General features: G+C 50.1%; 17 protein-coding genes. 3 read left to right on the top strand and 14 right to left on the bottom strand.

All coding sequences use genetic code 11. The features are described from left to right. Positions 1 to 5: 5 nt before the first annotated feature. The 6 genes from RDP42_RS08025 to kdsB form a co-directional block, all read right to left on the bottom strand. A complete protein-coding gene (locus tag RDP42_RS08025; RefSeq protein WP_308763264.1) occupies positions 6 to 449 on the bottom strand; it encodes a YhcH/YjgK/YiaL family protein in 444 nt (147 codons plus the stop codon). Positions 450 to 480: 31 nt separating this feature from the next. Next, positions 481 to 1,146: a DUF2461 domain-containing protein gene (locus RDP42_RS08020; RefSeq protein WP_308763263.1), complete on the bottom strand. Its 666-nt coding sequence runs from the start codon at positions 1,144 to 1,146 to the stop codon at positions 481 to 483. Positions 1,147 to 1,220: 74 nt separating this feature from the next. Then, positions 1,221 to 2,006, bottom strand: coding sequence for an inositol monophosphatase family protein (locus RDP42_RS08015; protein WP_308763262.1), 786 nt, complete (start codon positions 2,004 to 2,006; stop codon positions 1,221 to 1,223). Then, positions 2,003 to 3,124 (bottom strand): phosphatidylinositol-4-phosphate 5-kinase, encoded by a 1,122-nt coding sequence (locus tag RDP42_RS08010; protein WP_308763261.1) that lies wholly within the window; start codon positions 3,122 to 3,124, stop codon positions 2,003 to 2,005. The genes RDP42_RS08015 and RDP42_RS08010 overlap by 4 nt, the downstream gene beginning before the upstream one ends. 69 nt (positions 3,125 to 3,193) lie before the next feature. After that, positions 3,194 to 4,486: a pitrilysin family protein gene (locus RDP42_RS08005; RefSeq protein ID WP_308763260.1), complete on the bottom strand. Its 1,293-nt coding sequence runs from the start codon at positions 4,484 to 4,486 to the stop codon at positions 3,194 to 3,196. After that, the gene (gene kdsB, locus RDP42_RS08000) at positions 4,483 to 5,244 is read right to left on the bottom strand and encodes a 3-deoxy-manno-octulosonate cytidylyltransferase (RefSeq protein WP_308763259.1); all 762 of its coding nucleotides are present in this window, start codon (positions 5,242 to 5,244) and stop codon (positions 4,483 to 4,485) included. Before kdsB ends, RDP42_RS08005 begins: the two co-directional genes overlap by 4 nt. A 414-nt stretch (positions 5,245 to 5,658) precedes the next feature. Here kdsB and RDP42_RS07995 point away from each other — a divergent pair, with 414 nt between their 5' ends. Together RDP42_RS07995 and RDP42_RS07990 are read left to right on the top strand one after the other, a co-directional pair. Beyond that, a complete protein-coding gene (locus RDP42_RS07995) occupies positions 5,659 to 6,120 on the top strand; it encodes a hypothetical protein (RefSeq protein ID WP_308763258.1) in 462 nt (153 codons plus the stop codon). A 12-nt stretch (positions 6,121 to 6,132) separates the two neighbouring features. Next, on the top strand, positions 6,133 to 7,056 hold the full coding sequence (locus RDP42_RS07990; protein WP_308763257.1) for a DNA/RNA non-specific endonuclease: 924 nt from the start codon (positions 6,133 to 6,135) through the stop codon (positions 7,054 to 7,056). 27 nt (positions 7,057 to 7,083) lie between these two features. Here RDP42_RS07990 and RDP42_RS07985 read toward each other — a convergent pair whose 3' ends face one another. Genes RDP42_RS07985 through RDP42_RS07970 form a run of 4 tightly spaced genes read right to left on the bottom strand, consistent with a single transcriptional unit; the run spans position 7,084 to position 13,293 of the window. After that, the gene (locus RDP42_RS07985; protein WP_308763256.1) at positions 7,084 to 7,584 is read right to left on the bottom strand and encodes a hypothetical protein; all 501 of its coding nucleotides are present in this window, start codon (positions 7,582 to 7,584) and stop codon (positions 7,084 to 7,086) included. A gap of 12 nt (positions 7,585 to 7,596) precedes the next feature. Beyond that, positions 7,597 to 8,979 (bottom strand): TolC family protein, encoded by a 1,383-nt coding sequence (locus RDP42_RS07980; protein ID WP_308763255.1) that lies wholly within the window; start codon positions 8,977 to 8,979, stop codon positions 7,597 to 7,599. Between the two features lie 42 nt (positions 8,980 to 9,021). Beyond that, positions 9,022 to 12,165, bottom strand: a complete 3,144-nt coding sequence (locus RDP42_RS07975; RefSeq protein WP_308763254.1) for an efflux RND transporter permease subunit — start codon at positions 12,163 to 12,165, stop codon at positions 9,022 to 9,024. A gap of 9 nt (positions 12,166 to 12,174) precedes the next feature. Beyond that, complete coding sequence (locus RDP42_RS07970) at positions 12,175 to 13,293, bottom strand: efflux RND transporter periplasmic adaptor subunit (protein WP_308763253.1); 1,119 nt, start codon at positions 13,291 to 13,293, stop codon at positions 12,175 to 12,177. A gap of 223 nt (positions 13,294 to 13,516) precedes the next feature. Here RDP42_RS07970 and RDP42_RS07965 point away from each other — a divergent pair, with 223 nt between their 5' ends. Next, entirely contained in the window at positions 13,517 to 14,413 is an 897-nt protein-coding gene (locus RDP42_RS07965) for a helix-turn-helix transcriptional regulator (protein ID WP_308763252.1), read from the top strand. Positions 14,414 to 14,431: 18 nt separating this feature from the next. Here RDP42_RS07965 and RDP42_RS07960 read toward each other — a convergent pair whose 3' ends face one another. The 4 genes from RDP42_RS07960 to RDP42_RS07945 are packed head-to-tail and all read right to left on the bottom strand — an operon-like array spanning position 14,432 to position 21,544. Further along, positions 14,432 to 15,106: an ABC transporter ATP-binding protein gene (locus RDP42_RS07960; protein WP_148328041.1), complete on the bottom strand. Its 675-nt coding sequence runs from the start codon at positions 15,104 to 15,106 to the stop codon at positions 14,432 to 14,434. 52 nt (positions 15,107 to 15,158) lie between these two features. Next, on the bottom strand, positions 15,159 to 17,531 hold the full coding sequence (locus RDP42_RS07955; RefSeq protein ID WP_308763251.1) for an FtsX-like permease family protein: 2,373 nt from the start codon (positions 17,529 to 17,531) through the stop codon (positions 15,159 to 15,161). 23 nt (positions 17,532 to 17,554) lie between these two features. Then, a complete protein-coding gene (locus RDP42_RS07950) occupies positions 17,555 to 19,102 on the bottom strand; it encodes a TlpA disulfide reductase family protein (RefSeq protein ID WP_308763250.1) in 1,548 nt (515 codons plus the stop codon). Positions 19,103 to 19,138: 36 nt separating this feature from the next. Further along, on the bottom strand, positions 19,139 to 21,544 hold the full coding sequence (locus RDP42_RS07945) for an FtsX-like permease family protein (RefSeq protein ID WP_308763249.1): 2,406 nt from the start codon (positions 21,542 to 21,544) through the stop codon (positions 19,139 to 19,141). Between the last annotated feature and the right edge of the window lie 150 nt (positions 21,545 to 21,694).

The following is a 21,694-nucleotide window of genomic DNA, read 5'->3' as shown; positions in this document are numbered from 1 at the left end:
AGAAATTATTTGACATGTACTTTTACAATCACTTTTCTCACTTTTTCGGGAGTCACGCCCGGCGCATGTGCATCTTCCGGAAAGAAGATGACGAACATCCCCGGCTTCACGGTCAAATAGTCAGTGGCCGCTTCTTCATAGAAAGCAATATCCTTTTCGGTATCGTAAGTGGCTTCGGGCAAATCGGCACGCGGCGCATAGCCCATCACTTCCACTCCCGACAACGGAAGCTGGATGTCAATGAATTCATTGTGCGTTTCAAGACGCGCCTCGGCCTTTGTCTTCGGACAGACCTCCGAAAAGTTCACCGTCAGTTCCCCTTCTTTCAGCACCACTTTCCCCGCCTCATGTGCCTGCAGGTCGGTCGCTTTCAGAAAAGCCATCGCCTCTGCAAACAAAGGGTTCAGTGAAACATATCTTTCCAAGTTTTCCAATTTGTCAATTATCATATCACTCTACATTTAAGCAGTTAATATTCTTTTATTCAAACTCGTCTATCGTTTCATTCGTAAAATCGGCAAAGCGTTTCAGCTGCCTGAACACGTCCATCATCCGGTCCAGGTAATCCGGACGGGAGAAAAATTCATCCTCCAACGGACAAGCGACCGTATAATCCTTACAACGGATATACTGCGGATAAGGAAAATCTTTCGGAAATCCCTTGGGTATCGTCTTCAAATGCGTCTCCCCTATTACAGGGAAATATTGGTGAAAAGCCGGATCTTCCACAATGGCCCGGAACTCGTCGATGCGGTCACACACCGACTGCCGCACGGCCCGCAGCATATCCGCAGGCATGCACCAGCTTCCCCCGGCCAGCATACAATTGCCCGGTTCCAAGTGTAAATAATAACCACAATGATTGGATTTCTTTCCCCTCGCATTGATATATCCCCCGATGTGGGTCTTGTAAGGAGACTTGTCCGCAGAGAAACGGACATCCCGATAGATACGATACATACAATCGTGCGGAAGCACATGAGCCACACTCTCATCGAACAATGAGAGACGGGCGATGACGATGCCCAGCAGCTCCTCAAAATCAGCCTGCACACTCAAATAGTCCGCTTTATGTTCCTGAAACCACTCCCGGTTGTTGTTTACCGCCAGCACTTTCAGGAAATCCAATATGCCCGGTATATCCATATCTTTTCCTTTTGAGTTACACAAACTTACGAAATTAATTCCTATCCGTCGAATAAAACAGGCGTTTTTTTACCTCACTTCAACAGATTCAGCAGGAAATCGTGTACTTTTCCATTCGAAGCTACCACTTCCCGACCTGAATAAAACGAATCACCACCTGAAAAGTCCGTCACCCGACCCCCGGCATTCTGTACCAGCAGGATACCGGCCGCCACATCCCACGGACAGGTAAAAGCTTCGGCACGAGCCTCAAAACGTCCGTCGGCCACGTAACACATTTCAGCAGCTGCCGCTCCTACCACCCGAATACCAGCCACATTGCCGTAACATCCTTCAATCAGACGGTTAAATACCGGTTTATAGGCTTCCGCATCATACGGCAATCCCAAAGCCATAAACGCATCATCGGACGAAGTCACCCCCGAGACCCGTATCTGTCGGTCGTTACAGAAAGAAGGGGCTCCCTTATAGGTCCAGAAACATTCATCACGACAGATTTCATACACCACGCCCAACAGAATTTCTTCACGGTTGCGAAGTGCAATGCTGATGCAATAAGGTGCATGATTATGAATAAAGTTGGTAGTTCCATCCAACGGATCCACTACCCAACAGTATTCCTCGTCGGTATGACTTCCGCTTCCCTCTTCTGCAATAAAGCCTGCCTCAGGGAGCAATTCCCGCAGACAGGCCACTATTCTTCGTTCCGATTCTTTGTCTACATACGACACATAGTCGTGTGCGTGTTTCTTTTCAATCCGTTCCCGGCTGAATTTTGTCCGTTCTTCACGAATAAAAGCTCCTGTGTTCACGGCAAGCTCACGCACTTTCAAAGTCAGTTCGGATAAATCTCTGTTCATTTTTTCTCCTCCAACAAACGTCCGTATTTGAAAGTTCCTTTCCGGATGACATTTCCATTGGTGTCCGTTTCGATAAAAGGACCGTCTTTCTTGCCTTGCTTAAAGAAACCCTCAAAACGTATACCTTCCTTATCAATCAGAATTCCTTTTCCGTCTTCCTTACCCCGCACGAATCCGCCTGTATAGACCGACCCGTCGGCCATACGCAAAGTACCTTCTCCTTCCGCCATGTTATTCTTCCACTGGCCTTCGTATTCATCACCGTTGGCCCACTTGTACTTGCCAAAACCTGAACGCTGGTTCTTCACCCATTGTCCGTCGTACACAGCTCCATTGGCCCAAGTGAACGTACCCAGACCTTCCTGCCAGCCATTCAAAAACTGTCCGACATACTTGTCACCATTCGGGTAAGTATAAATACCGCGCCCCGTACGTTCGCCATTGGCATAATCACCTTCATAGCGTTCGCCGTTCTGGAAATAATAAATGCCTTTTCCATCCTGTACATCCTCTTTCCAGTCGCCCACATACTTGTCACCGTTGGTATAATAGAAGGTACCTTTTCCGTGACGCATGCCGTCCTTCCATTCACCTTCATATTTCGACTTGTCTTCCCATACCATGGTACCCTTTCCGTTTTTCAGGTCGTTTTTCCATTCGCCTGTATAGACCGCTCCCCCTTTCCAGGTGTAGGTGCCTTGTCCGTTACGCTTGTCATGATGCCATGTACCGGAATATAAATCCCCATTATAATAAGTCATGGTACCTTCTCCTTCCTGGAAATCGGCATACCACATTCCTTCATAACGGTTGTTGTTCATGAAATAATAGGTTCCCTTTCCGTGTTGCTGGTCTTCATACCACTGTCCCACGTATTTTTCGCCGTCGCTGAAGGTATACGTACCTTCTCCCTGGCGTTTCCCTTTCACATACTCTCCCTCGTACACGTCACCGTTACGAAAGACAGTCCGTCCCTTTCCGTTCGGCTTGCGTCCCTTCAGTTCCCCCGAATATTCTGCTCCATCTTTAAACTGATAGTATCCCAAAGACAACTGGGCCGAAGCTGAAACTGAACCCAAAGTCAGCAAAGTAAATAGTAATAATGTATGTTTGTTCATCCTTATTATTGGTCTGTTTTTTAAATCCGTTCAAAAATAGTCTTTTTACTTTTGCCCGCACCGACAGGTTTATACTTTTTTACCTGCCACCACTTCTATTAAGTTTTCTTTGCAGAAATAGCGCTGAGCCAGTGAGAGAAGTTCCTCTGAAGTCACTTCACGAATAGCTGCCACTGACGCATCAAAGAAATCGGACTTCAGTCCGGCCGTCTCGATAAAGATCCACGCATCCGACAGGGAGAAAGCCCCTTCGTAAGAACGGCACATATCGCCCAGCATGTAATTGCGCACCATCTCCAGTTCCTCTGCCGGCACCTTTTCCTGTTGCAGACGGTCCATTTCATGATACACCTCTGTCACCACCGACTCGATGTACTCGTTGGCCGCTTCCGTGCTGACCACCAGCAGGCTCGTGCCCGGATAAGACACCAGTCCAGCCCCAATGCCGTAGGTATATCCCTTCTCTTCGCGGATGTTCGACATCAGCCGGCTGCCGAAATAGCCACCGAACAACGTAACCAGCACCCGGAATTTCAAATAATCCGGATGCTTCCGGTCGAGTGAGAAGCCTCCCATACGAAGAGAACTCTGTAAGGCATCTTCCTTTTCCACAAAAATCCGTTTGCTCCTATCTTTTATGATAGGCCATGTACGCTCCACCTTTTTCGATGTACAGTTACCCCAAGAGGCCTCTCCCAAATGGTGCTCTATGCACTTGATTACCTCAGGGGTAACCTTGCCCGATACATACATTGAGCAGTTTTCCGAATGGTAATACCGATGATAGAAATCCTTCAAATTTTCCACCTGAATGCGCTCGTAATCCTCCAGCTCCGCATAGCGGCCCAAAGGATGCAAGGTTCCGAACAACGAACGGTTCAGCTGCTTGCGGGCCAAGACATCCACCCGTTGGTTATTCACCAAAAACTGCTGGCGGTTGATGTCGCAGATAATCCGAAACTGTTCTTCCGGGAATACGGCTTCTTTCACCATTTCGGCAACAATTGCCAAGGTCTGGTCGAGGTATTTGGTCAGTGTGTATAACGTGACAAAACCACAATTGACCGAAGAAGAAAGGTCCAGCCACGCCCCGTAATAATCCAGTCGTTCGGCTATCTCGCCCGAAGTCATCCGGACGGTTCCTTCGCGCAACATACGGTTGGTAAACACCGCCTGCAACGGCTGAGACTGGTCGAGCTGCCCGCTCCGCACCAGCAAATCAAACCGAATCACTTCTTCATTGCCCGCCGAAAGCACATACAGCGGCATACCATTGGGCATGCGGTAGAGCTCCGGCTGCAAGATGGAGAAATGCTCCAGCTGACGAATGGCAGGAGCTACACTACGGTCGAGCTGCGTCATAAGGCCTCCTGATGATTGCGCAGAAACTCCTCGGCACGGGCCAAATCCTGCGGAGTGTCAATACCAATGGTCTCTACCTCACTGATGCCCACCTTGATGGAATAGCCGTTCTCCAGCCAACGAAGCTGTTCCAGCGATTCAGCCAGTTCCAGCGATGACTGTGGCAGAGCAGTAATCTCTTTCAGCACCGAAGCCCGATAGGCATACAACCCGATGTGCTTGTAATATGTATGTCCGGCCAGCCACTCCTGTTTGTCGCGGTTACGCTGATAAGGAATGATGGAACGGCTGAAATAAAGCGCGTGCATATACTTGTCGACGACCACCTTCGGAGAATTGACATTCTCCAGCGCATCGAATCCGTCGGCTGGTGTAAAGGGCTTTACCAAAGTGGCAATCTGAGTGGCTTCGTCCTCGAAGCACGCTTTTACGGCTTCCAACTGTGAACGCTGGATGAAAGGCTCGTCACCCTGAATGTTCACCACCACATCGTATCCGTTGCCCACCTTACAATAGGCCTCGTAACAACGGTCCGTACCACTCTTATGGTCTACCGAGGTCATTACCACTTTTCCCCCGAAAGCCTTGACGGCCGCTTCGATGCGTTCGTCGTCCGTAGCCACGTAAGCCTCATCCAGCACGCCAGCCACTTGTTCATAGACTCTCTGTATGACGGGTTTGCCTCCCAACAGCGCCAAGGGTTTGGCCGGGAAGCGAGTTGATGCATATCTTGCAGGAATAATTCCAATAAATTTCATGATTATTCTATTTGGGGTTTATCACGCAAAAATAATAAGATTTTTCTGAAACCCGAAAAGATAATTGCCTTTCCCAGTTTCAAAAGCCCTAAACCTGTCCAATCGACCAGACAAAAATCGTTATCTTCCAGAAATCCTACCCTACAGGTCATAAACTCTTATCCTCCAGTGCTTACCCATTGCCTTTCAAGAAGGAAAAAACATGTTGAAAAACAGCTGAAAACGAGGGTAAAAAACACAAGTGCGTTTCAACCAAAACGCAAGTACGTTTGAGTCCAAACGCAAGTGCGTTTCAAGTAAAACACAAGGACGTTTTGTCTTAAACGCAAGTGCGTTTTTTCAGACCTCAAAAACGGCCAAAAAGTGACATATTTCGGCTTATTTTCTATCTTTGCCCCAAAATTCAGAATGATTATGGAACAAACTACTCAACTTAACGAACACCACAAGCAGGAATACCCTCCCATGCATACCTGCGAACACATTATCAACCGCACGATGGTCAATCTTTTCGGATGCGGACGGGCGGTATCGGCCCACATTGAACGGAAGAAGAGCAAACTTGATTTCGCCCTTCCACAAGCTCCTACTGAAGAAGACATCGCCCGCATTGAAAACACCGTCAACGAGGTCATCGCCCGTCATCTGCCGGTCACTACGGAATTCACAACCCAGGAAGATGCTGCCGGACGCTTCGACCTGAAACGCCTGCCTGAAGGGGCTTCCGACACAGTACGTGTGGTACACGTGGGTGACTATGACGAATGCCTGTGCATCGGACTGCACGTGGAAAACACCTCGGAAATCGGGACCTTCAAAATCATCAGTCACGACTACAAGGACGGCATCTTCCGGATGCGTTTCAAACTGGTTTAAACCGCACGTACTATGGCAAAGAAAAAAAGAGGCTCTTCCACCGGCTCGTTAAAAGGTTTCATCCTCCTGCTGCTGATTCTCGGCGGAGGGGCATACTTCTACCAAAACCAGCAGAACCTACCCGAAGCAAAAGGACTGGAAAAAGGAATTTCAGAGACATTGGAAAAGGCCCGGGACGAAGTTTCCCAACGGACGACTCAAGACGCAGATGAAGAAACCGTTTCATCCTCATCCGCCAACCGCATCAGCAGCAAACTGGAGATTCCGGTCGTACTGAAAAAACGGGAGGAAATCCAACTGCAACGCACAGGTTACACGGTGTCGTACAATAATTTCTACAAGACGCCCAACTGGGTGGCCTGGGAACTGACCCGCCAGGAAACGAAAGGAGACGAGGAGCGGAAAAACCGCTTCGTGCCCGATCCGGACTTACCCGAACCGCGCGTGGAGCATGCGGACTATACGCACTCCGGTTACGACCGGGGACACATGGCACCGGCGGCCGACATGAAGTGGAGTAAAAAGGCCATGGAAGAATCGTTCTACATGAGCAACATCTGTCCGCAGAACCAGAAACTGAACCGTGACGACTGGGGTGACTTGGAAGAACTGTGCCGCAGCTGGGCACGGAAATACGGTACGGTGTACATTGCCTGCGGTCCGATTTATGACCAGAAACAGCCGAAGCGTATCGGAGAGCATCGGGTGGCCGTACCCGACCGTTTCTTCAAGGTAGTACTGATTTACAACCGGAAAAATCCCATCGCCATGGGCTTTCTGTTCGACAACAAGGCCCATCATCAGGCCCTGCAAAAATACCTGGTACCGGTCGATTCAGTAGAGAAAGTGACAGGTATGGATTTCTTCTCTAAACTACCTGACAACGTAGAAAATCGTATAGAGGCCGAACTGCCGGCACTGCCTTCAGGAAGATGAAGGCAGACCGGCAACCGGTCACTCTGTTTATTCTTCCGCCTTGTATTCTTCAATACAAAAACGATTGACGGTGCAATGTATGGAATCCTGACTGGCACGGTAGACCACCATCTTCACGGCCATCCCGTCGTTAGCCTCCAACACATATTCATGGGTACCGTTCGTATTCATCCGATACCACATTCCGTTCTGCCCGTAAAATATCCGCAAAAGATTCTCTGATGTATAATCCCAGCTGATACGGTACAGTCCGGTTTCTCCTTTATGAAAGGAAAAAGTACAGGAGTTCTCGTCATAATCCACGTAATCCAATGAGGTGACTTCGTCTTTATAAAAGTTCAATACGGCCGCCTGCCCCAAGGTATCATATTCAAGTCGGGTATAATTCTCCTCTCCACACCGGTATCTGAAAGTTTCTCCCAAATGAATCTTCGGAAGGGGCGTATAGCCGTTCACATCTTCCTTGTCACAAGAAAACAAAAAGAGTAGTGCACACAAGCACATTCCTACATATAACAGTTTTTTCATCGTGTATTATTTTTATTCCTCATCACATCCTCCCCCCAATGCATGGTAGAGGGTAATCACACTTTTAATCTCTGAATTTCGGTCAGCCACCAGCGACAACCGTGCCGTCAGCAACGACTGGCGGGCTGTCAGTACCTCCAGGTAATTTATTGTCCCATGCTCCATCAGCAGTTCTGTATCGTGCAGTGCATCCGACAAATGCCCCACCTGCTGCTGGTCAAGTTCCGTTTTCCGGCGAGCCGTCTGCCACTGGTTCAGGGCGTTGTTCACTTCCGTACCGGCATCCAGCAACGTCTGCTGGAACTGAAGCAAAGCCTCTTCCTGCTGCGCCTTACTGATTTTCAGGTTGGCCATCAGTTGTCCGCGCTGAAAGAGGGGCTGTACCAGCGAACCTACTGCCTGTAGCAGCCAAGCACCTGGATTGGTCACCAACGCTCCTCCGCTATTGGTCCATCCGGCCGCACCGCTCAACGTCACACTGGGATAGAAGCTGGAACGTGCCTGATTGGTGGCATAGAAGGCCTGCTTGAGCGTAGCTTCCGCCTGTCTTACGTCGGGACGACCGGCCAGCAAATCCAACGGCACTCCTACCGACAGGGTCTGCGGGAAATTCACCTCGCTGAGTGTGCCGCGTGTAATGTGCTGTGGAGTCCAGAAAAGCAGGCTACAAAGACTGTTCTCCATCTCGGTCACCTGTTGCCGCAAGTCGAGCAAAGACGCTTCCGTATTCAAACGGGAAGCCTCCGCCTGATTTACCGTCGCACGGTCGGCCTGTCCGGCCCGCATCAGGGCATTCAGGCTACGGATGTATTCCTTCCAACTCTCCACCGTTTCTTCCGTCACAGCCACCTGCTCATCGAGCATCAGCAAGGTGTAATAACTTTCCGCCACCGTGGCAATCAGCTGAGTCTGTACCGCCTGCCGATACGCCTCGCTTTGTTCCAATGCCGCCCGTTCCTTCCGCTTGGCATTGGTAAGCTTCCCAAAGAAATCCAGTTCCCAACTGGCAGAAGCCCCCAACGTGTACGTTTTAGTGGGTTTGCTCCCGTCGTAACTGCTCAACGCTCCTTCCGGATCCAGCTGTGCAGAGGGCAGATAAGCCTGCTTGGCCGAGACCAGCGAAGCCCGTGCTTCCTCTACTTTCAGACGAGCCACATTCAAATCCGTATTGGCCTCCAGAGCCCGTTCAATAAGCTGTTGCAAAGAAACGTCGGTAAACAATTCCTGCCATTTCAAATCCCCCAGTGAGGAGGTGGTATCCACCTCCTCCGGGAGCGTTCCAAACAGTCCGTCGGTTTGCACTTCCGGCTGCTGGTATTTGGTATAAATGCCACACCCAGTCAACATACTGCCCAGGCAAACGAGCATTCCTAAATGACTTATATTTTTCTGCATATCAAAATCGTCTTTAATAGATTAACTATTTCCGGTCGGACCTCAGGCATCCGTATCCTCTTCTCTATGTCGGCGCGGCATCACCTTTTCCTCAATCACCTGGAACACGGTAAACAATACCGGCACCACAAACAGCAGGGCTACCGTACCGACCAGCATTCCTCCTACCGTACCGACACCCAACGAACGGTTTCCGTTGGCTCCGGCTCCCGTAGCGACAATCAGCGGGAACAAGCCGATAATCATGGTCAGCGCCGTCATCAGAATCGGACGCAGACGGACTCCGGCAGCCGCCACGGCAGCCTGCACAATGCTCATTCCCTGCCGACGACGGGCAGAAGCGTATTCAGTCAGCAAAATCGCCGTCTTTGCCAGCAAACCAATCAACATAATCAATCCGGTCTGCATGTAGATGTTGTTCTCCAATCCGAAGCACTTGGCAAACAGGAAGCTTCCCATCAGTCCGAAAGGTACAGCCAGAATCACTACCATCGGGATGAAGAGACTCTCATACAGTGAACACAGAATCAGGTAGATGAACACGATACAGATAATGAAGATAATCACAGTATTTCCTGTACTGCCGGATTCCTCACGCGTAATACCGCTGAACTCATATCCATAGCCGGTAGGCAAAGTCTGCGCTGCCACTTCCTCGATGGCTGCAATGGCATCTCCCGAACTGTACCCGTCGGCCGGCATTCCGTTCACCGGAATGGAAGTGTACATGTTGAACCGTGTCAGTGTTTCTGCCCCGTACACCTTGGTCAGGGTGATGAACTGTCCCACGGGCGCCATGGCCCCGCTTTCGGTCCGTACGAACATGTTGTTGAGCGACTCCTTGTCCAGACGGTAATCCTTGCGTGCCTGAATCATGACACGATACAACTTGGAGAAACGGTTCAGGTTGGAGGAGTAATTACCTCCGATGTATCCGGAAAGCACACTCAACACATCGGATGTGGTGACCCCTGCCCGCTGACACTTCGCAGCATCCACCTCTACCATATACTGCGGGAACTTTGTATCAAAAGTGGTATAGGCCATGGAAATTTCAGGCCGCTTGTTGAGGGCTGCAATGAAATTCTGGGTGTATTTCTGCAAATCGTCCACACTGCCTCCGGCACGGTCCTGCACATACATCTCGAAACCGCTACCCATACCATATCCCATGATGGTAGGCTGGGCGAAGGCAAAAATCTTGGCCGACTTGATGTCTGCCGTATGCTGATAGATGGCGGAAATCACTGCATTGATATTGTCCTCCGCTTTCCCCCGTTCATCCCAATGTTTCAGCTTGATAATCAACATACCTCCTGAAGCGGCCTGTCCGCCCATCATGCTGTAACCCGTCACATTGGAATACGTCTTTATCTGCGGAATCTCACGAATACGCTTGTCTATCATTTCCATCGTCTTGCGGGTCTGTGCCAAACTGCTTCCGGGAGGGGTGGTCACATTGACAAAGACTGTACCCATATCCTCATCCGGCACCAGTCCCGTCTTTGTGGTCCGCATGAAGAAAACCAACAAGGCACAAACGGCCACCAAGGAAACCCAGGCTATCCACTTCCGCCGCAGAAAGAACGACACGCCGTTTTTATATTTCAACACCAAACGGTTGAACGAAGCCTCAAATGCATGGTGGAAGCGAGAAGAGAAGCTCAACTTTTCGCCCGTTGTCTTGTCCATGTGAGGCGTCATAATCAGGGCACACAACGCCGGACTGAGGGTCAAAGCATTGATGGCCGAGATACCCACTGCCACCGCCATGGTCAGACCGAACTGCGTATAGAATACCCCACTGGTTCCTCCCATGAACGAGGTAGGAATAAATACCGCCATAAACACCAATGAGGTAGTGACAATGGCCGCAGAGATACCGTCCATGGCAGCCACCGTCGCCTTATAAGGAGAGCGGTAACCTTCGTCAAACTTGGCCTGCACGGCCTCCACCACCACAATGGCATCGTCCACCACCGTACCAATCACCAATACCAGAGCAAAGAGGGTCAGCAGGTTCAGACTGAATCCGGCCACATAGAGGAAGGCGAACGTACCCACCAACGACACGATAATAGATACCGAAGGAATGATGGTAGAACGTACACTCTGCAAGAAGAAATAAACCACCAATACCACCAGAATGATGGCTTCAATCAAGGTCTTCACCACTTCATGCACTGACGCATCCAGGAAGTCCTTCGTACTCATCAGGTCGGTCAGCACCAACCCTTTTGGCAAGTCTTTCGAGATTTCTGCCATTAGGGCATCCACCTCCTTCACAATCTCGTTGGCATTTGAGCCGGCGGTCTGCGAAATCATACACGTAGCACCGGGGTGGCCTGCAATCTGGCTGTTATAGGCATAAGTCTGGGCACCTAATTCCACCTCGGCCACATCCTTCAGGCGGAGCACTTCACCTGAAGGCAAGGCCTTGAGTACCATGTTGCCAAACTCTTCTGCCGTTTCATACCGACCCCGGTACTTTAACGTGTATTGAAATGTATTTTCGGAATCCTCGCCCAGCGTACCTGTAGCCGCTTCCACGTTCTGGTCATCAAGCAAAGCGATGACATCGGCCGGCACCAGCTGATGCTGGGCCATCTTTTGGGGATTCATCCAGATACGCATGGCATAATCCCCTCCCATCACGTTCACATTTCCGACGCCCGTGATACGGGAAAGACGAGGTTCTACGTTAATCTTGAAATAGTTGTTGATAAAATTCTGGTCGTAACTGTCATCAGGACTGTACAGTGCCAGAATCTTCACCATACTGTTCTGGCGTTTCTCCACGGTAACTCCCACTTTGGTCACCTCCGCCGGCAACAGTCCTTCTGCTTCCGACACACGGTTCTTCGTGTTGACGGTCGCCATGTCCGGATCGGTCCCTTGTGCAAAATACACCGTAATGGAAGCCGACCCCGTATTGGTCGCCGTAGAAGTCATATACGTCATGTTCTCTACCCCGTTGATAGCTTCTTCCAGCGGAGCGATGACACTCTTCAGCACCGTTTCCGCATTGGCACCGGTATAAGTGGTCGACACCATGATGGTAGGCGGTGCAATGTCGGGATACTGCTCCATGGGAAGATTGCTCAGACCGATGATTCCCAATATCAGAATCAGCACGGAAATGGCACACGACAAGATAGGCCGGTCGATAAAAGTCTTCAGTTTCATGGCACCCTCCTATTTTTCAGTATGTACGGAAAGAATCTGCGTATTTTCCTGAATCAATCCGGCCCCTTCGGCCACAATCACGTCGCCTTCCTGCAAGCCACTCTCCACAATGTATTCCTGTCCGTTGTTCAGCGGGAAGACCGTCACCTGAGCCGATTCGGCTTTACCTTCCTTGTTCACCTTATACACGTACACCTTGTCCTGGATTTCAAAAGTGGCTTCCTGCGGAACCACCAGCACATCGTTCTTGGTATAAGGCAATACCAGCGTAGCTGTACTTCCATTGCGCAACATGCCTTCCGGATTAGGGAACACGGCCCGCAGACTGATGGCTCCGGTCTCTGTATCGATAGTACCGCTGATGGCATCCACTGTACCCTCATGGGCATACGTCGTACCGTCGCTCAGCAGCAACGACACTTTAGGCATGCCTGCCAGCGCCTTTTCTACACTCCCATACTGTCGGACCAGCGACAGTATCTGGTTTTCCGTAAGGGAGAAATACACATAAATTTCCTCATCGTCGGAGACTGTCAGCAACGGAGTGGTAATGGACGAGTTGACCAAGGCCCCTACTCGATAGGATGACATACCTGCCACTCCATTCACCGGGCTTCGTACCACGGTATAAGAAAGGTCGTTGCGTGCATTGGTCTCGGCTGCCTTGGCCTGTGCCAGACTGGCTTCTGCTTCCAGCAAGGAATTCCGTGCCGTCTGACGGTCAAAATCAGAAACCACCTTTTCCTTGAAGAGTTCCTCTTTGCTGTCCGAAGTCAAACGAGCCGTAGCCACCGCCGCTTCCGCACTCTTCACATTAGCTACTGCCGTCTGCAAGGCTGCCTGATAGGGCACTTGGTCGATGACGAAGAGTACCTGCCCTTTCTGCACCTTGGCCCCTTCCTTCACGCAAATGTCGGTAATCGTGCCGCTCACCTGCGGACGGATTTCCACACTCTGCCTTCCCTTCACTACCGCCGAATAGCTGTTGGTGAGAAGACGATTTTCTTTTTTTACGGTCATGGTCTTGTATCCGCTCTCCTGCGAAGTACTGGCCGACTGTGTACAAGCCGTCAGCAGTCCCAGTAAAGTCACAAGACACGTTCCGACAAAAACAAATGCTTTTTTCATCTTGTTCTCTTTTTAGTTGATTTGACTCATTCTGTTGTTATAGCAGGTGCAAATTTAGAAGCCTGTTCTACCAAGGCATTTGTCCCAATCCTAAGAACATTTGTCCGAATCCATTCTTTAGCATTTATTCTGTTTACGTTTTCTAAAACATATAAAAAGACTTTCAGGCATAGATTTATGTACGTACTTTAGACGCGCAAATACAATACAACCATACAATAAGATGAGAGAATATGCTTTTACCAAATGGCTTCAGCCATTGTCTTCCGAAGGGGGAAAAGAGGAAGGAATGATTTACAACGAGCTGATGGGCCTTTTTCATGTACAAGGCGAAGAGGTTTTCCGAAAAGGTACTATCGATACCCAGCACACGGTTTCCCTGCTCATGCTAAAAGGGGAACTCAGCCTGCAAACTCCCGAAAACCGCGTGATTATCCAAGCTCCGGCCTACATTGAATTTATCGAACCTCACCAATGGACCGACCTGAAAACCGATGCCCAGTTTGAAGGTTGCCTGCTCATTACCCGCCGGGAACTCTTCCTGCAAGCGGCAGAATGTATCCGACCGAGGGTTACACCCTACATTTACCGCTATGTACAAGAGCCCTTCCTTACGCTAAAGGAAGACGACATCACCCGTATCCGGGTCTTGTTTGACATCCTGCGGCACACCCTTGCACAGACAGAAAACAATTTTCAGCATGAAATTCTGGAGAACACGCTCCGTTCCCTGGTACTGGAGATCTGGAACATCATTTTCCGTACCTATAAACAGGAAAGCGAAGAAGAGCCCGTCCTCCCATGGGACGATACGCTTCCCCGCTTTCTTTACCTGATGCATACCCACTGCCGCTTTCATCACACAGTGAGATGGTATGCCGACCAACTTTGTGTGTCGCCCGACGCCCTGTCGGCCAAACTGAGAAAGGCCTACCGCAAATCGGCCAACCAGCTCATCAATGAAAGCCTGATGGAAGAGGCCAAAATCTGCCTCCTCAATCCGGCCTATTCCGTACAGGACGTAGCCGAAAAACTCTGTTTCGCCGACCAGGCCGCATTCAGCAAGTTCTTCAAGCGTCACAGCGGCATGTCGCCCGGTCGGTTCAAGAAACAGTTATAGAAAGGCGCAACCTGCTCCTTACAGGTTGACTTCCGTCACCACCTGTCCGTCGAAGAGGTTGATCACGCGGTCGGCAAAACCGGCATCGTGCTGCGAGTGTGTCACCATCACGATGGTAGTGCCTTCCTTGTGCAACTCGGTCAGCAGCTCCATCACTTCCCGTCCGTTCTTGGAATCCAGGTTACCGGTAGGCTCGTCGGCCAGAATCAGTTTCGGGCCCGACACTACCGCACGGGCAATGGCCACACGCTGCTGCTGACCTCCCGACAACTGCTGCGGGAAGTGCTTGGCCCGATGCGTAATCCCCATTCGTTCCATAGCTGCCTCCACCTTCCGCTTACGCTCTGCCGAAGGCACTCCTAAATACAGCAAGGGTAGTTCAATATTCTCATATACGTTCAGCTCGTCAATCAGGTTGAAGCTTTGGAACACGAAGCCAATCACGCCCTTACGCAAGGAGGTACGCTGCGATTCGGTGTAGCTGCCCACTTCCACCCCGTTCAGATAATACTTTCCTCCGGTGGGGTTATCTAACAATCCCAAGATGTTCAGCAAGGTAGATTTTCCACAACCGGAAGGGCCCATAATGGCCACGAATTCCCCTTCTTTTACTTCGATACTTACATTATTCAATGCCCAAGTTTCCACCTCATCCGTGCGGAACACTTTCTGTAAATTTTCTGTCTTAATCATACACTTAAAATTTAATTGAATCACATTATCAGTCTCCATTCTTGACTATTAATTAATTATCTTGTTTCATACACTCTACCGGATTTACCCGACTCAATATCCAACCTTGCAGACAGACGATGAGCGCCGAAACGCCCCACACCACCAGCAACGGCCATACAAAGAGTCCGACCGAAAGCGGGGCATGGTAGGCAAACTGCTCCAGCCAATGCAGCATGAACCACCCGCCAACGGGCATAGCTACCACATAGGCTACGATAGCATAAAGGCAGAACGGCTTGTTGAGCAGCCAAATGATTTGCCCACGTGTGGCCCCATGTACCTTGCGGATACTGATTTCACGTATCCGCTGACGGGTAGCATACCAGGCAATGCCAAACAACCCGAAGCCTGTCAGCAACAGACCGATGACGGCATAGAACGTCAGGATATGCGACAAGGAAAGCACTTTCTGATTGCGTGCCATAAACTCCTGATGCATGTCCGTGTATCTGAAAGGCTGGTTGGGATTCATCTCATTCCATACCGTCTCTATCTGTCGCAAAATCGCCTCACGACTTTCCGGACGAAAACGAAGTTGCAGATAGGACCCCTTCTGCAAGTCACTTGCCGACAGCAGTGTGATGACAAGGGGCGTTACAGCTTCCTCCAGTGAATTGATGGAAAAATCACGCACCACACCGCCTATTACCGCCAGACTATCTTGAGTCTCCGTATCGAACTCACGCAAGGCATGTCCCACGACCTCCGTACCCGCAGGCACTAACAGCCGAACAAAGCTCTCGTTCACCAGTACCGGAGAGGCCTGACGCTCCAACAGGCGGGAAGGAGATTCTCCACTCAACTGTTCAATGCGCAAGGTACGCAATAAAGTGGAGTCGCCTTCCAAGGTCAGCAGATTGGTACGCACTTCCTTCCCACCGGGACGCTGCACATTCAACTGACGTATCCAGGCACTGAGTACCGAAGATTTGCAAAGTGTCATGGATTCAATGCCTTTCACCCGTTTCTCCAGTTCCGCCTTGAAAGGAGCCAACGGGGCCCCAAAGGCATCTCCTATCTCAATGCAGCCTTCGTAACGCGAAGCCCGCTGGCGGGTCAGTTCCATCTGGTTGCGGGCTGTCAGCGTAGCCAGCAACAAACCGATGGAAATCACAAACTGCACCGTTACCAATACTGCCACAAAGCGCTGCTTGCGCCGGCCACTGTAAAGCGTACGGTATTCCGTAAACGACAAGCGTGACAAACGATAGCTGATGTACCACGCCGGTATTACCGACATCCATAAGATAAACAACAGTAACCACGGCAGCATCTGACTACTGAAGAAGAACGTCATGGTCAACCGCGAACCCAACAGGTCATTAAACAGGGACAAGCAGTCGTTCACCAGCAAAATGGACAGTCCGAACGCCAGCACCACCGTCAGGAAAGCATCCCCGAAAAGTTGCAGACGAATATTGCGCAAGGTAGCCCCCATCAATTTCTCCACATGAATCATACGCAGCTGTTGCAGCAAGCGGCTCAAACTCATGTTGGTATAGTTGCAGCAGGCAATGACCAATATCAGTACGGCTGCCAGCAGACTGATATAGAGAGTCTGCACGGGTGTCTGACTGACAAAGTCGAGTGTCTGCTGGGAAGCATCGTCGGGAGTCGTGAAACAAATGGCATCCAGCGGATCCAGGTAATATTTCGTCTGACCGGGCATAAATGTAGGCACCTTGTCCGCATTCAGTTTATCGGCCAAACGAGCGGCATCCGTACCCGGAGTCAACTTCAGCAACGTAGGGCCTCCCCAAAACAAATCCGGATCATTCGCAGTCAGCATGTCAAATTGCAGGAGCGACTGTTCACGCTCCTTCAGCACCGCCGCCACTTCATAGGTACGGGTACCCCCGTAGGCCAAATGCACCTCCACTTGCTTTCCGATGGCTTGCCTTTCTCCAAAAAGGCTACGGGCACATGCCGTACTCAAGGCCATCTTCCCCGGCTGACGAAGTACCTGCTCCAAGCTGCCTTCCGCCGTACGATAGTCAAAAAAGTGAGTCAAAGTCGTATCCGCCGAAATCAGCATGAAATCCCTCTCCACCTTCTGTCCATCCACCTTACAATATAGCATATCCAGTTTTCCCAAGCGTAAAAAATCTTCCACTTCCGCATAACCTTCCTTCAGTTGTGGAGGAATCTCAGCCGCCGCATACGCCACCCGTTTCCCTTCCGCCATCGGGTCATCCTGCTGTAGGAAAAACATACGGTCACGGTCCGGATTACGCCCTTCCAACCCATGCTCGTGCACAAAGTACGTCATCAGCAAGTTGGTACAGGCTAATCCCAATGCCAGACTGGCTACCGAAACAAGGAAAAACACCTTGTTCCGCCACCAGCTTCGCAAAATCATTTTCAGTGTAACACTCAGTATCATCCATTGTCAATTTTAGTACGTTATTATTCTGTCAGACGGATGCCTTCGATATAGTATCCCCCTTCCACGTGCTCGCCTTCCGAAAAGTCAAACCAACGGGTATCTTTCGGCAGCGGAGCAAAATAGAGCGTGAAATCCATTTCTCCGCTATCAGGCATAAACACTTGCTCGTCTATTGCGAAACCTTCACTGCGCAGGAGCGGATAGTTCACCCCCTTGTCCGACATCAAAAAAGTCGCTTTGTCCAGCCGAATCCAATAGTTTGGAATATACCGTGCGTGCACGCGAAGCACCGTAGCCGAGTCAGTCAGTTCCACCTGACGGATGGTCAGCACATCCACTTTCTCTGTTTTCTTCCGCGGATGATGCACCAGTTTGTGACCGTCTTTCCATTCGATACGCATCGGCTGTTTGGGAGCCAACATGCCTTTGACTTTCAGCTTCAACAGCCCTTTTCCATATCCACTCCAACTGTCAACTACCTTTCCCTCCGGAGAAATCAACACAAAATGGGGAATACCTCTGACGCCATAACGGGCATACAATCCATTGGTTTCCTCCAAATCGTTCCAGTTATTCCAAGTCATGGCATGCGCTTTAGAAGCCTCTTCCCATCCTTTCCGGTTCTCAATGCTCAAACTGACCACCTCCAGGCTGTCCTTGTACATCTCGCTGATTTCTTTCAGCTCCGGCTGCGACATCATGCAAGGGCCACATCCCCGGCTCCAGAAATCCAGCAGGACGTATTTTCCGCGAAACTCTGCCAAATGGTGAACCTTGCCTTCCAAATCATACATATCCGCATCGACAGCTTCCTCGCCCGCCTTGACCACGGTTGGCGGATTCAAAGCCAGGTACACGCTCTTCCCTTCAGAAGTCTCTTTCTGTGCAGCATCCAAACGGTTGTACAACTGCCGCACGTCTTCCTTATACGGATAGTCTTTACGGAACTTCACCGACATCCCCATCCGATACAATTCATCCATCCAGACGGCATTGACCGGCGACTGTTTCATAAGTGCGATATTGTGCTGCGTAATCTGATCGCTCAACTTATCCGTCAGCTGTTGCAGACTATCTGCTTTTGCACGAGCCTGTTCCTTGTTTCCTCCCTGTGCAGCCGACCTCATCAGTTCAAACTCTTGCATGGACAACCGCTGAAACTCTTCCCATTCCTTGCGGGAAGCCTGCATCAGCTGCTGCTGGAACTGTTGTTCCTTCACATCGCTCTCTACCGTCCAAGAGTAGATATACGGATTTTCTCCCTGTACGAGCAAACGACTTCCGGGATTCACCCACAAGCTGAGCGACATGGGTGGAAAACTCGTCTTGTCATGTGCCATCAAATCATAGCGTTCCAGCCCGTTTCCGGCGGTAGTCAGCTCAAAACGGAATGTGCCGTTCCGCAACGTGTCGGTAGCCGCCATACTCCCGACATTCCCCTCTCGCTTCATCAAGCTGAACACGGTTCCATCGGGAATGTGCTTCAACTGTCCTTCCACTACAAATTTCTCTTGTGCCTGCGCTCCCAATGCACCTAAGAGCAGACAGGCTAATACTTGTTTTCTCATGGTTATTTATTCATTTTAGGTTATTATACTATTATATTACTCCCGCTTGATTTCTTCTGCCGGATTCACCCGGGACACCTGCCAAATACGGAAAGCCACTGTGAAGGCGACGAACAAGGAGACACACAGGAAGAGGCAAAAATAGAAAGCCACCCCATGCCGGAAGAACACCGTGTACAAGGTACTAAACTGCCTCAACAAGAATTCAACCAACACAAATCCCCACACAGCCGTCACCGTCAGTAGAGTCACATAAAGCCGGGCAAACAGCCAGACTATCTGACGCATTCCGGCACCGTTAATCTTTCGGATAGCCATCTCCTTCCGCCGATATTCCGTGTCGATGGTCACGGCTGAATACACGCCCAACAACGAAATCACCAGCACCACTACCGAAAAGAATAATACAATTCCGCGGAGCTTGAACTCAAGCGCCTGTGACTCACAGATGTCGTCCATGAACGTGCTGACCTTCACTTCCACACTTTCCGGCAACGTTTTTTTCAGTATCTTCCGGACCTCTTGAGATACGGTTTCCGTCTGCCCCTCCTTACATTTCACATAACAATGCCCACAGTAATCGTCGAACCCGCTCAGAAGGAATATAAATCCTTCACTATCATAATACACACTGGACACAAATGTCTGGCACACTCCTTTAACCGTGTAGGCATCTCCGTCATAATTATAAAGCGGTTTCCCCATGATGTCCTTTCCGAGACGACGAGACAAAGCCTCGTCTATCACCAAATCAGACGATTCACGCAGCGTATGTCCCGACCGCATCGGAATGTGCATGAAACGAAAGAAACCGGGAGTTACACGCATCACATTTACATCCACATAACTGTCTTTATTGTCTTTCTCCGTATACATACCCGTACCGGAAACACCTCCCAAATAATTGATGTCGGCCGGAAGTACTTCTTCGACTCCCGACAAGTTTTTAAACTGATGTATCAGATCCTGCTTCTGCACGGCATTCATAAAGGAAAAATCCATCGGAATGCTCAAAATCTGCTCTTTCTCCTCCAAACTCAATGTCCCGAACAAGGTACGCCCTGTTTTATCCGACTGTAGATAAAGTGCCGCTGCCAGTGAGATAAAAACCCAACAGATAAACAACTGCACTCCCAACAACAGATTCCGCATCCGTCTCTTTCCTCCCCGGTGTACACCGCCCGATACCCCCGCATGCACCTGCGTGCGACGTACCTTCCACACGACTATTCCACACACCCAAGCACATACTCCCAACAGGCCAGCCAGATACTCAAAGCTCTGTACCATCAGCAGAGAAGTATCAAACTGCAAAGACAAACCGGCCATTTCCAGCCTCAACCAGGGAGCCATCACCTCAATGCAGACACCGGTCAACAAGCCGGCCAGCAAAACCAACAAGGCAGACTGTGTGAACAGTTGGACGAAAAGACTGCCTCCGGACGCTCCCGCCATTCGCCGGATACTGAATTCACGCATACGAGTAAGAAAAGACCCCACAAGCAGATGAAAGAAATTAAGCAAGGCCACCAGCAAAATCAATACCCCGGCTACCATCGTAGTCCATACCATCGTACGAAGCAGTCCCCCATTCCAGCCCCTATCTCCCATCGGATGAGCTTCCACCGCAAAGCTTGTATCCTGCATCCGATGCGTCTGTTTGCTGCGATAAAACCACTCATTGAGTTGCTCCGGAGTAAAACCTTTACGCAGCAACGCATACGTAAAGGAACTGATAATGGCATAACGGGCATCATTCTGGATGATTCCTTCCGAATCGTTGAGGGAAAACATATCCAGATGCTCCATAAAAGCAATACTGTTGTTCTCTGGAATATCCTCAATCACTGCCTGAATGGTATAAACCGTTCCACCGGTACGTGGAGTAGAATCCGGCGAAGTGTACAACCGGCGCATCAGTACCAGCTGTTTTCCTACCGCCTGACGAATATCCCCATATACCCGGCGTGCCATGCTCTCACTCACAACCAATGAATTTGGCATCATCTTAGCTACCTCAGCCGAACCACACAAAATTTGAGGAGTCAGTACCTGAAAGAAGGAAGAATCCGTCTCTGCCACGGCGAAGGAATAAGGTAACTGCTTCCCGTCGGGCATCTCCACGTTGAAAGGACGTTCTATCGGTGAATAATCCACCACACACAACGCCTCAATCCCATCCGGCTTTTGAAGACGCAGTTCCTCGGCCAACGTCGCAGGAGTACAATTCAACACCTTCTCTTCTTTCATGTCACGAATATTGAGTTCGGCAATCCGTTCATAGTTTGCAAAACAATGATTCATGCTGAAAGCATAACGAACCACGTAGAGACAAATGCTGAAACACAGCAAGGCTACCCCTACTCCGACCAACGCAATCAGATGCTGTGTCTTGTATTTCCACAAATTGCGGAAAGCTACTTTCAAATAATGTGCAATCATTATAAATTCATTCTTTTATTATTCACTTTTCATTACTTCACTCGGATTGATGCGGGAAGCCTTGTGCACCTGCCAAAGCAACGTAGCCACGGAAATCACCGCCACTATCAGGAAGGCTGTCAGGAACAGACCGACCGTCACCGGAGCCTT

It is taken from the genome of uncultured Bacteroides sp. (assembly GCF_902472605.1).
GTDB lineage: Bacteria > Bacteroidota > Bacteroidia > Bacteroidales > Bacteroidaceae > Phocaeicola.
The sequence above is the reverse complement of the archived record's forward strand: the minus strand, read 5'-3'. Positions and strand labels throughout refer to the sequence as shown.